The organism is Clostridium niameyense (assembly GCF_001243045.1).
Classification (GTDB): domain Bacteria; phylum Bacillota; class Clostridia; order Clostridiales; family Clostridiaceae; genus Clostridium_F; species Clostridium_F niameyense.
In genome coordinates this window covers 1,796,870-1,809,213 of sequence record NZ_LN849007.1, presented here as the reverse complement: position 1 = coordinate 1,809,213, position 12,344 = coordinate 1,796,870, and the positions used below count along the sequence as shown (strand labels likewise).

Genomic DNA, 12,344 nt, shown 5'->3' with positions numbered 1-12,344 from the left:
TTAATATTATATATTTTTAAGAAAAATATTTTACAAGATGCTCTATAGATTTTTTTTGTTTTTCTTTATTTCTTCAACTAAATTATTCAAATATTCTTGTCTTTCCATTTTAAGTAGAAGTTCTTCTTCTATGCACTCTTTTTCTTTTAAAAGATCTTCTAATTTCATAAAATCTGTAGAGTTTTTCTCTATATCACTATCTAATTTTGAAAGCTTGTTTTCTAAATTTTCTATTTCACTGTCTATTTTTTCATATTCTAAACTTTCTTTATACGATAGTTTTAATTTTTTGGATTTAGTTATATCATTAGAAATAGAAGATGTTTTTTTAGGAGTATTAATTTTTTTAGAAGATAAAGAACTACTAAATTCTTTTTTCTTATCTACGAAATCAGAATAATTTCCAACATATTTAGAAATTTTACCATTTCCATCGAATGAGAATATTTTATTACAAATTCTATCTAAAAAGAATCTATCATGGGATACTGTTATAACAGGACCATTGAATTCATCAATATAATTTTCTAAAACCTTCAAGGTATCTATATCTAGATCATTAGTAGGCTCGTCTAAGATTAATACATTAGGAGAGTTCATTAATATTTTTAAAAGATAGAGTCTTCTTTTTTCTCCACCAGATAATTTAGAAATATAGCACCACTGCATATCATCTGTAAATAGAAATTTTTCCATCATTTCAGAAGCACTTATTTTATTGCCATCTTCTGTAGTTATAAATTCAGCAGTTTCTCTTATATACTCTATTGCTCGTAAATTAGGATTCATATCTTCAGAGTGTTGTGAAAAATAGCCAATATTTACGGTAGAACCAATATCAATAATACCACTATCTAAATTAATTTTATTTGTAATTAAATTTAAAAGTGTGGATTTGCCTATGCCATTATTTCCCACAACACCAATACGATCATTTTTAAGAATTATATAATTAAAATTTTTTATAATGTTTTTATTATTAAAATTTTTGCACAGATTTTCAATATTAATTATTTTTTTACCTAATCTTGAATGAGCTACAGAAATATCCAAATCATTACTATCAAAATTATATTTAGTTTCGGATAATTCTTCAAATCTTTTTATTCTTGCCTTTTGCTTTGTACCCCGTGCTTGCACTCCAGCCCTAATCCATTCTAATTCTTTTTTATAAAGACGTTGTCTTTTCTGTTCTAAGGAATTCTGAAGATCTATTCTTTCAGCTTTTTTTTCTACAAATTGTGAATAATTGCAGTTATAAGTATACATAGTTCCAAAATCTAACTCTAATGTTTTATTTACTACTCTATCTAAAAAGTATCTGTCGTGTGTTACCATAAGAAGAGCACCTTTTCTATTTTCAAGAAAATTTTCAAGCCAAACTATAGTATCATTATCCATGTGGTTTGTGGGCTCATCTAGTATAAGTAGATCGCAAGGACTTATTAGTTTAGAACAAAGAGCTACTCTTTTTTTTTGTCCACCAGATAATTCTTTTATTTTTTTATTAAAATAAGTTATATTAAGTTTAGTAAGAATAGTTTTTACTTTACTTTCAAGATCCCAAGCATTTAAACTATCCATTTCAGTTGTTAAATTTAATAAGTGTTTTTGAATTTTTTCATTTGTAGGTGATTTAGAAATTTCATCTAAGGTATTTTCATATTCACCTATTAAATGCATAATTTTTGAATCAGCTTTAAATATTTGTTCTAAAACTGTAGCTTCTAGGTCTAAATCAGGGTTTTGATTTAAATATTCTATAGTTACCTTTTTAGGAATCGTAATATCTCCACTATCACAATTATCTTTACCTGCAATAATTCTTAATAATGATGATTTACCAGTTCCATTAACTCCAATTAAGCCTATTTTGTCCTCCTCACTTATAGTAAAAGAGACATCTTTAAATAATATTTTTTCTCCATAACTTTTGCATATATTTTCAACTGTTAATATAGTCATTAATATCATCCTTTTTTATTAAATAAAATATAGCTTATAAATATAGCTTATGACATATATTTTATTATAAAAACTATATATAGTAAAATACTTTAAGTTTATATGAAGCTAAAAAATAAATCTTATACAAAGAAATAAAACTTTCAAATTTCATCATTGATAATTTAATGTTTTGCTAGGGGGTATTACAAATAAAACAAGGTATGCATAAAAACGGAAAAAAAGCGGAAATAAAATGGAACAAAATAGTATATTTCATGTAAATAAATAGTAGAATAAAATAAATATATACATAAAATACTTTATTTATGTTATATTATAAAGTATTTTTTTGCAAGAAAATTTGCATTTATACTATAAATTTTATAAATTATATGATATTATATATAGTAAGATGAAATTTAAATTAAGTATAGTTAAAAAAGTATCATAATTGTTAAGCAATATACAATGTAATATAAGAATTAGTCTATGATATAATTTTTGAATTTTCCCAAACATGAATAATTATCTAGTGGGATTATTCATGTTGACTTATTTAAATATATTTAAAATCTAGGAGGTGTAATTTTATGGAAACTATAAATTCCATAAAAAATGAAGAAATTAAAAATAAGAGCATAGTCAAAAAAAATCTTAAGCCAGTAATAGGCCCAGAAGGAATTGTATGTCTAATCTTATTTTTAGGGTTCTTTATTGTACTAGGCAGTAAAATGGGAACAGTAAATATGTTTAATACTTTAATGAAGACAGGATATCAACTTCTTATGGAAACAGTTTTTTATATTATGGCTATAGCGGTACTTGCAGGAGCTATATCGGGTTTGTTATCTGAGTTTGGAGTTATTTCTTTAATTAATAAAATATTATCCCCATTAATGAAGCCTTTGTATAATTTACCAGGGGCTGCGGCATTGGGTGTTGTTACAACTTATTTATCAGATAACCCTGCTATTATAAGTTTGGCTAAAGATGAAGGCTTTTTAAAATACTTTAAAAAATTTCAAGTTCCTGCATTAACTAATTTAGGAACATCTTTTGGAATGGGACTAATTTTAACTACATTTATGATTGCACAAAAATCTCCATCAGGAGAAAACTTTATATCAGCTGCTGTAATAGGAAATATTGGAGCATTTATAGGTAGTATTGTAAGTGTTAGATTAATGGTTAGACATACTAGAAAAGAGTATGGTGAGCATGCAGATGATATGGTTTATTCAAGTGAAGGTGAAGGCTATGATTTCTTAAAATATAGGGAAGTTAGGGAAGGTAATGTAGGAGCGAGATTGCTTGAATCATTACTTGAAGGAGGTAAGTCAGGAGTTGAACTTGGACTTGCTATAATTCCTGGAGTTGTAATAATTTGTACTTTAGTATTAATGTTAACTAATGGACCATCACCAAAGGGATATACAGGTGCGGCTTATGAAGGTATAGCATTTTTTCCTTGGCTTGGTGGAAAATTAAGTTTTATATTAAATCCATTATTTGGATTCAAGCATCCAGAAGCAATAGCATTTCCAATAACTTCATTAGGTGCAGTTGGAGCAGCCATGAGTTTAGTGCCTCAATTTTTAGCTAAAAATTTAATTGGTGGCAACGAAATAGCAGTATTTACAGCTATGGGTATGTGTTGGAGTGGATATTTAAGTACTCATATAGCTATGATGGACAGCTTGAATTGTAGAAAGCTAACTGGTAAAGCTATAATAAGTCATACATTTGGAGGATTAGTAGCCGGAATAGCAGCTCATATAATCTTTGCATTAGTAAGTTTACTGTAATAGTTTTTTTAAAGCCATAAAATTAAAAAATTTTATGGCTTTAGTTTTATACCCCATACTTATTTAATGTATAAATTTTAGTTTTTTTTAAAATATAGTTGAAAGCTTGTAAACGATATGCTAAAATAAAAAATGTAATTAGAAGATGAAATTTTTATATAAATTTAGGCGAAGAGAAGAGAGAGAGCCTTTATCTAAGAGATTATTATATCTTTTTAGATTAAGGCTCTTTTTTTGTTTATAAGGAGGAGTAATATGTTTGATGTTACAATTATAGGTTCAGGGGTTACAGGAAGTGCAATTGCAAGAGAGTTATCAAAATATAATTTAAAAACTTGTGTTATTGAAAAAGAAATAGATGTAGCTTGTGGAACAAGTAAAGCTAATAGTGGTATAGTTCATGCTGGAGAAGATCCATTTCCAGGAACACTAAAAGCTAAGATGAATGTTAGAGGAAACAAAATATTTGATAAATTACAAGAGGAATTGGATTTCCCTTTTAAAAGAAATGAATCTTTAGTTTTATGTTTTGATGAAGGGGATATAGGTAAACTAGAACGATTAAGATTAAGAGGCATTGAAAATGGTGTTCCAGATACAATGGAAATATTAAATAGAGAAGAAACTTTAAAATTAGAACCAAACTTATCAGATAAAGTAGTAGCAGCTTTGAGACTTCCAACTGGAGCTATAGTATGTCCTTATGAATTTAATATTGCTCTTGCAGAAAATGCAGCTATGAATGGAGTAGAATTTAAACTAGGAACAGAAGTATTAAATATAGAAAAATCTGAAGACAAATATATAATAAAAACTAATAAGGAAGATGTAAAAACTAAAATTATAATAAATGCTGCAGGGGTATTTGGAGATAAAATAAATAATATGGTAAGTGAAGAAAAATATAAAATAACAGCTAGAAAAGGAGAATATTTATTATTTGATAAGGCTGTTGGTAATACAGTTTCAAGAACCATATTCCAATTACCAACAAAAATGGGTAAAGGAATATTAGTTACGCCGACAGTAGATGGAAACTTACTTTTAGGACCAACTTCTTTAGATATAGATGATAAAGAGAATGTATCGACAACAAGAGAAGGATTAGATACTATAATGAAAAAAGCCAAGCTTAGTATAAATGAAATCCCTATGAGACAAGTAATAACATCTTTTGCAGGACTTAGAGCTCACGAGAAAAATGGAGATTTTATTATAGGAGAAGCTAAGGACTCACAAAATTTTATAAATGTTATAGGAATAGAATCACCAGGTTTAACCAGCGCACCTGCTATTGGAGAATATGTAGCACAAATGGTAGTTGAAAAATTAAACCCTTTAAAGAATGAAAACTTTAATCCTATTAGAAAAGATATACCTAGATTTAGAGAAATGACTAATGAAGAAAGAAAGGATCTTATAGCTAAAGATGCAAATTACGGAAAAATAGTTTGTAGATGTGAAACAGTTACTGAGGGTGAAATAAGAAATGCTATAAGGAGAACTCTAGGTGCTACAACTTTAGATGGTGTAAAAAGAAGAACAAGAGCAGGAATGGGAAGATGTCAATCAGGATTTTGTTCTAATAGAATAGTTGAAATTTTAGCAGAAGAATTAGAAATAAAAAGAAAAGAAGTTACTAAATTTGGTGGACATTCAAATATTTTATGTTAATTGGAGGGCTTAGTATGCAACAATATGATATGGTTATAGTCGGTGGAGGTCCAGCGGGTCTTGCATCTGCTATAAAGGCTAAAGAAGAAGGCATAGATAGTATTTTAATACTTGAAAGAGATAAAAGATTAGGTGGAATATTAAATCAGTGTATTCATAATGGATTTGGGCTTCATACATTTAAGGAAGAACTTACAGGACCGGAATATGCTCAAAGATTTGTAGATAAAGTAGAGGAATTAAAAATAGATTATAAATTAGATACTATGGTAATTGACCTAAATAATAGAAAAGTTATTACTGCAGTAAATGGAGAAGATGGATTAATAGAAATACAAGCTAAATCTATAATATTGGCTATGGGATGTAGAGAAAGACCAAGGGGTGCTATAAGCATTCCAGGAAGCAGATGTGCAGGAATATACACAGCAGGAACAGCACAAAAATTTGTAAATGTTGAAGGTGAAATGCCAGGTAGAGAAGTAGTTATTTTAGGATCTGGGGATATAGGACTTATAATGGCAAGAAGAATGACTTTAGAAGGGGCTAAGGTTAAAGCAGTGGTAGAACTTATGCCTTATTCTGGAGGGTTAAAGAGAAACATAGTTCAATGTTTAGATGATTATGGTATTCCATTAAAACTTGCTCACACTATAACTAATATAGAAGGAAAAGATAGAGTAACGGGAGTTACTATAGCAAAAGTAGATGAAAAATTAAAACCTATAAAAGGTACAGAAGAGTATATAAAATGCGATACGCTTCTTTTATCAGTAGGATTATTGCCAGAAAATGAGCTATCAAGAAAAGCAGAAGTAAAATTAGGAGTAACCGGAGGCCCAGAAGTAGATGAAACTATGCAAACTAATATAGATGGAATTTTTGCTTGTGGAAATGTACTTCATGTACATGATTTAGTAGATTTTGTTACTCAGGAAAGTTATAATGCAGGTAAAAATGCTGCAGATTATATAAAAGGTAAAAAGGTTCAAGGTAATAAAATAGATCTTATTGCAGAAAATGGAGTAGGATATACTGTACCAAAAACAATACATGAAGAAAATATAGAAGCTTCGGTAGATGTAAGATTTAGAGTAAGAGGTGTATTTAAGGATAGTTATATATCTATATATTTTGATGATGAAAGAGAAATACACAGAAAGAAAAAAGTTATAGCTCCAGGTGAAATGGAAACAGTAAAACTAACTAAAGAAATGTTTGAGAAACACCCAAATTGTAAAAAGATTACTGTTAAAGTGGAAGGTGAATAATTATGGAGATAAGAGAATTAACATGTATAGGATGTCCCCTTGGATGTGGATTAGAAGTAAAAATGGATGGTAGCAAGGTTGTAGAAGTTACAGGAAATACTTGTCCGAGAGGAAAAATATATGCAGAAAAAGAGTGTACAAACCCTACAAGAATATTAACTATATCTATTAAGGTAGAAAATGGAGAAGAAGATGTAGTTTGTGTTAAAACAGAAAAAGATATTCCAAAGGATAAGATAATTGAGGCTGTTGAGGTATTAAAATCCATTGAAGTAAAAGCTCCAATTAATATTGGAGATATAGTTTTAGAAAATATATTAGGTAGTGGAGTAAATGTTATAGCAACAAAGTGTTTAAAAGCTAAGAATTAAAAACTTAAAGGATAGCCATTTTTGGCTATCCTTTATTAAGGCTATATTATGGTTATAGTAATAGATGATGAGTTAAATTTTAGCTTATATACAGCTATATAAAGTATAATAGATTTATACCTTGACAATAATAATAAATAAGACCTATAATATATTATAAATTTAAACTTAATTATATTCGGTGATAAGGAGAGTATTTTTTAATAAGGTTTAAAGCGAGCAGGGAGGGTGGAAGCCTGTAACTAGTTAAAAAAGAAGAGAGCCTTGGAGAAGCTTATTAAGAAAGGATTTATGTCCATAAAATAAGCCGTTAACTGCGTTAAAGTTTTAAGAGGACTTTTAGGTCAATTAGAGTGGTACCGCGGAATATTACCCGTCTCTGCATTTGTAGAGATGGGTTTTTTATATTATGTAAATAAATATTATATTGGAGGAGTGGAAAATGGATTACAAGAAATTAGTAGCCGAAAGAATAAAAGAAAAAACAGAATTAGATATAGAACTTATAGAAAAACTTATAGAAATACCACCGAAATCAGAAATGGGTGATTTTGCGTTTCCTTGTTTTCAATTAGCTAAAACTTTTAGAAAAGCACCAAATATGATAGCAGCAGAGTTAAAAGAATCTATAAATAAAGAAGGATTTGAAAGTATAGAAGTAGTAGGACCTTATTTAAACTTTTTCGTAGATAAAACAGTATTAATTAAAGATACTATAGAAAAGATATCAAAAGAAAAAGACAATTATGGTGCATCAAAAATAGGAGAAGGAAAAAATGTAGTAGTAGAATATTCTTCACCTAATATTGCAAAACCATTTCATGTAGGACATTTATTTAGTACATCAATAGGTAATGCATTATATAAAATATTATCTTTTGAAGGTTATAATTGTATAAGAATAAATCATTTAGGTGATTGGGGTACTCAATTTGGAAAGCTTATTTCGGCTTATAGAAGATGGATTGATGAGGAGGCCTTAGAAAAAGATCCTATAAAAGAATTACTAAGAATATATGTAAAATTCCATGAAGAAGCTGAAAAGGATCCATCTTTAGAAAAAGAGGCTAGATTAAACTTTAAAAGATTGGAAGAAGGTTCGAAGGAAGAGACTAAACTTTGGAATAGATTTAAGGATTTAAGCTTGAAAGAATTTAAAAAAGTCTATGATATGCTAGGGGTAGGTTTTGATTCTTATGCTGGAGAAAGTTTTTATAGTGATAAAATGGATGCAGTAGTAGATGAAATAGACAAAAAGGGAATTCTAGTAGATAGTAACGGTGCAAAAGTAGTTATGCTTGATGAATATAATATGCCACCTTGTATAATTAAGAAATCTGATGGAGCAACTATTTATGCTACTCGTGATTTAGCAGCAGCTATGTACAGAAAGAAAACTTATGATTTTCATAAATGTATATATGTAGTTGGAACTCCTCAAGCATTACATTTTAAACAAGTATTTACTACATTAAACCTTATGGGACATGAATGGGCAAATGACTGTAAACATGTAGGATTCGGTCTTGTTAAATTTGCACATAAAAAGTTATCTACAAGAAACGGTGATGTAATATTCTTAGAAGATTTATTAAATGAATCTATAAATGAAACATTAAAAATAATAAATGAAAAAAATGCAGATTTACCGAATAAAGAAGAAGTAGCTAAAAAGGTAGGAATAGGTGCTGTAGTATTTACTTACCTAAAGAATAATAGAGAAAGAGATATAGTATTTGATTGGAAAGAAATACTTTCATTTGATGGAGAAACAGGTCCATATGTACAATATAGTTACGCTAGAGGAAAGAGTATATTAAGAAAAGCAGGGGAATTCGATAGTAATATAAACTATAGTAAGTTATCTTCTAAAGAAGAATTTGAACTTGTTAAACTTCTAGGTAACTTTAATAAATCAATTTTAAATGCCATAGATAAATTAGAACCTTCTATGGTAACAAGATATGTAGTCGAAGTTGCAAAAGCATTTAATAAATTTTATAATGCTCACGGTATATTAAATGCTGAAGACGATGAAGTTAAAGAAGCTAGATTAAAACTTGTAGAAGTTAGTTGTCAAGTAATAAAAAATGCTCTTAATTTAATAGGTATAGATGTAGTAGAGCAAATGTAATTTTACTAATAAAACACTTATAATTTCTTTTTATAGAGAAATTATAAGTGTTTTTTAATATGCGAATTTTCTAAATTTAGTATACTATTGCAAGTATTACAAAAAATATGATAATATATTATGTAATAGAGAACAATTTTAGGATATATGGATTTTTAGAATAAATGCAAAATTATGTAAATTAATAAATTAAAAATAATCCATAAAGGGGGATTAAGGTATGATTGGAGACATTATGAAAAAACATGTTATTACTCTAGAAGGGAAAGATAATATAAGAAAAGCTTTGAATCTAATGAGTCAAACAAAGATAAATGGTGCTCCAGTAGTAGATAGTGAAGGAAAATTATCTGGTATGATAGTAAAAGCGGACATATATAGATTTTTAATGGAAGAGGGCCATTACGATACTTGTCCTGTAGATTGGGTTATGAGCAAAGAAGTAATTACTGCTAAAGAAAAAGAACATATTATAGATGTAGCCGGAAGATTATTACAAAATGATATAGTTGCAATTCCTGTAATAGATGATAAAAACAAAATACAAGGAATAGTTTGTATAGAAGATATATTAATGTATTGTATAGAAAAATTAAATAAATGTAAGAAACTATAAATGGAAAAGGTAAATGAAATTATAAAAATTTCATTTACCTTTTTAAATATATAAATATTATTTAAGGGCACTTTTTTTATTAGTAGTATCTTTTGAATTACTGCTACAGCAACCGCAATTTCCAGAGCATGATGAACAATCGCATTGTCCAGCAGTCTTTTTCTTGAAGCTTCTTACAAGCAAAAATGTTGCTAAAGCTATTATAAGGATAGTAATTATTATTTGTGATATCAAAGTATTCACCTTCTTTATTTAATGATTAAGGTGCCTAAATTATATACTAGGAAAGAAACCATCCACGCTAATGTTACTTGGTATATAGTTGAAAATACAGCCATTTTATGTCCATATTCTTTTTTCATAGTGGCTACTACGGATATACAAGGAGTATATAGTAATACAAACACTAAGAAAGCATAGGCGGACAATGGTGTAAAATGATTTGTTAATGTAACAGCTAAATTTCCTCCATAGATTACCCCCATAGTTCCAACTATAACTTCTTTTGCCATAAGTCCTGCTAAAAGTGAAACAGAAGTTTGCCAAGAACTAAAGCCTAAAGGCTTAAATATAGGAGTTATAACTTTACCAATAGAAGCTAAAAAGCTTTCATTTATTTCCGACATACCTAAAAAATTAAAATTAGATAAAAACCAAATTAAAACAGACATAGAGAATATTATAGTACCAGCTTTCTTTAAAAACCCTTTACCTTTATCCCAAGTATGAATTATAAGATTTCTAGGTTCAGGTAATTTATATTCGGGAAGTTCTATTATAAAAGGTTCCTCATCTTTTTTAAATAATGTATTTTTAAATAACAATCCTATTATAAAAGCTATCAATATACCTAACATATATAATGAAAAGGCTATTAAAGTTTCATGTCCTGGGAAAAATACCGATGCAAATAAAGCATAAACCGGTAATCTTGCATTGCACGACATTAAAGGTACTAAAAGAGCAGTAAGTTTCCGATCTCTTTCACTTTCCAAAGTTCTAGCAGACATGACACCTGGTACAGAACAACCAAAGCCTACTATTAAAGGTATGAAAGCTTTTCCCGATAGTCCCATTTTTCTCATTAGCTTATCCATTATAAAGGCAGCTCTAGCCATATATCCGCTATCCTCAAGTATAGATATACCTAGAAATAATGTAAGTATTACTGGTAAGAACACTATTACGGAACCTACTCCCGTTACAATACCATCTAGTAGTAAAGAACTAAACCAAGGGCTTGTATTAGATAAAGCTTCTTTTAGCATAGGTATTAATTTATCATTTAAGCCACCATCAATTAAATCGGATAAAGGAGTACCAACCCAATTAAATGTGAACATAAATATTAAAAATAACATGAGTAGGAATAAAGGATAAGCTAGAAATTGGTTAAGTACAATTCTATCTATTTTATCTGTTATAGATACTTTTTTTTCTAAATCTATATTTGTTATAGATTTACTCAAAACTTTACTTATAAAATTATAAGTTTCTTTTTCATTTTTAAAATTATATTCATTATTATCTACATAATTTATAAATTTTTCATTAAGTATATATTCTTTTACTTTATCAATGCCTTTACCTTTTGAAGCAACTATAGGTATTACAGCTACATTAAGTTCCTTTGATAAAGTATCATAATCTATTTTTATACCTTTAGAGTTAGCTACATCAATCATATTAAGTATAAGAATTATAGGTTTATTAAATTGTTTTAATTGAGTAGTTAGGTATAAATTTCTATCTAAATTTGAAGCGTCTACTATATTCAATATAACATCTACTTGTCCATTTATAAGAAAATCCTTAGAAATTATTTCTTCATTAGAGAAAGTATCCATAGCATATATGCCAGGTAAATCTACTATTTTGACAGATTTTCCTATGAAACCTTCTTTTTTTTCTACGGTAACACCAGCCCAGTTGCCAACGTATTGATTGGAACCTGTAAGGTTATTAAATAGAGATGTTTTACCCACATTGGGGTTACCTAATAATGCGGCTGTTATCATACTTGTCCTCCAGTCTATTTGTTTATATATATATGTTTAGCATCATCTTTCCTTATAGCTAAATCAAACCCTCTTAAATTTATTATTATAGGGTCACCTAAAGGAGCTTTCTTTTTAAAAGATACTTCTGTACCTTCAATACAACCAAGTGCTAATAGTCTTTTAACAAGTTTATCATTTCCACATACATTGGAAATTGTGGCTTTTTCACCAGGTTTTAATTCATAAATGCTCATAATATTCACTCCTTGTTGAAAATAGTTATCAATTATCTTTATAAATATAATACCATTATTAAAAATGAAAGTCAATTTAATTTATAAATTTTTATTAGTGTAAATTAAGCTTAAAAGATAAAAAAATGGTATAATAATATAAAAATTACTATCAATATATATAGATTATTATAAGATGATGTTTTAATAGAAAATAATAGTTTTTTATTATAAGGTATCTCCCCCTTTTTCTTTTTTTATTTAAGACATATAATATATAAAAACAAGAGTTT

The 12,344-nt window shown here is 28.1% G+C and carries 10 protein-coding genes and 1 other annotated feature; of the genes, 6 read left to right on the top strand and 4 right to left on the bottom strand.

The annotated features are described in order from the left end of the window. Positions 1–42: 42 nt before the first annotated feature. The gene (locus BN1711_RS09500) at positions 43–1,965 is read right to left on the bottom strand and encodes an ABC-F family ATP-binding cassette domain-containing protein (RefSeq protein ID WP_050607918.1); all 1,923 of its coding nucleotides are present in this window, start codon (positions 1,963–1,965) and stop codon (positions 43–45) included. 572 nt (positions 1,966–2,537) lie between these two features. Between BN1711_RS09500 and BN1711_RS09495 the strand changes: the two genes are divergently transcribed. The 6 genes from BN1711_RS09495 to BN1711_RS09470 all read left to right on the top strand — a co-directional run bounded on the left by BN1711_RS09495 (position 2,538) and on the right by BN1711_RS09470 (position 9,818). Beyond that, a complete protein-coding gene (locus BN1711_RS09495; protein WP_050607917.1) occupies positions 2,538–3,752 on the top strand; it encodes a CD0519/CD1768 family membrane protein in 1,215 nt (404 codons plus the stop codon). A gap of 255 nt (positions 3,753–4,007) precedes the next feature. After that, positions 4,008–5,426 (top strand): NAD(P)/FAD-dependent oxidoreductase, encoded by a 1,419-nt coding sequence (locus tag BN1711_RS09490; RefSeq protein ID WP_050607916.1) that lies wholly within the window; start codon positions 4,008–4,010, stop codon positions 5,424–5,426. Positions 5,427–5,440: 14 nt separating this feature from the next. Further along, positions 5,441–6,697 (top strand): NAD(P)/FAD-dependent oxidoreductase, encoded by a 1,257-nt coding sequence (locus tag BN1711_RS09485; RefSeq protein WP_050607915.1) that lies wholly within the window; start codon positions 5,441–5,443, stop codon positions 6,695–6,697. Between the two features lie 2 nt (positions 6,698–6,699). Continuing rightward, complete coding sequence (locus BN1711_RS09480) at positions 6,700–7,068, top strand: DUF1667 domain-containing protein (RefSeq protein ID WP_050607914.1); 369 nt, start codon at positions 6,700–6,702, stop codon at positions 7,066–7,068. Positions 7,069–7,240: 172 nt separating this feature from the next. Further along, positions 7,241–7,452 (top strand) — a binding site (T-box leader). Between the two features lie 58 nt (positions 7,453–7,510). Next, entirely contained in the window at positions 7,511–9,202 is a 1,692-nt protein-coding gene (gene argS, locus BN1711_RS09475; RefSeq protein ID WP_050607913.1) for an arginine--tRNA ligase, read from the top strand. 220 nt (positions 9,203–9,422) lie between these two features. Further along, positions 9,423–9,818 carry a CBS domain-containing protein gene (locus BN1711_RS09470; protein WP_050607912.1) on the top strand — a complete coding sequence of 132 codons (396 nt, stop codon included), beginning with the start codon at positions 9,423–9,425 and terminating at the stop codon, positions 9,816–9,818. A 57-nt stretch (positions 9,819–9,875) separates the two neighbouring features. Here BN1711_RS09470 and BN1711_RS12310 read toward each other — a convergent pair whose 3' ends face one another. Genes BN1711_RS12310 through BN1711_RS09460 form a run of 3 tightly spaced genes read right to left on the bottom strand, consistent with a single transcriptional unit; the run spans position 9,876 to position 12,072 of the window. Next, positions 9,876–10,052, bottom strand: coding sequence for a FeoB-associated Cys-rich membrane protein (locus BN1711_RS12310; protein ID WP_082174102.1), 177 nt, complete (start codon positions 10,050–10,052; stop codon positions 9,876–9,878). A gap of 14 nt (positions 10,053–10,066) precedes the next feature. Next, the gene (gene feoB / locus BN1711_RS09465; RefSeq protein ID WP_050607911.1) at positions 10,067–11,836 is read right to left on the bottom strand and encodes a ferrous iron transport protein B; all 1,770 of its coding nucleotides are present in this window, start codon (positions 11,834–11,836) and stop codon (positions 10,067–10,069) included. A gap of 14 nt (positions 11,837–11,850) precedes the next feature. After that, positions 11,851–12,072, bottom strand: a complete 222-nt coding sequence (locus BN1711_RS09460) for a FeoA family protein (RefSeq protein ID WP_050607910.1) — start codon at positions 12,070–12,072, stop codon at positions 11,851–11,853. Positions 12,073–12,344 lie beyond the last annotated feature (272 nt).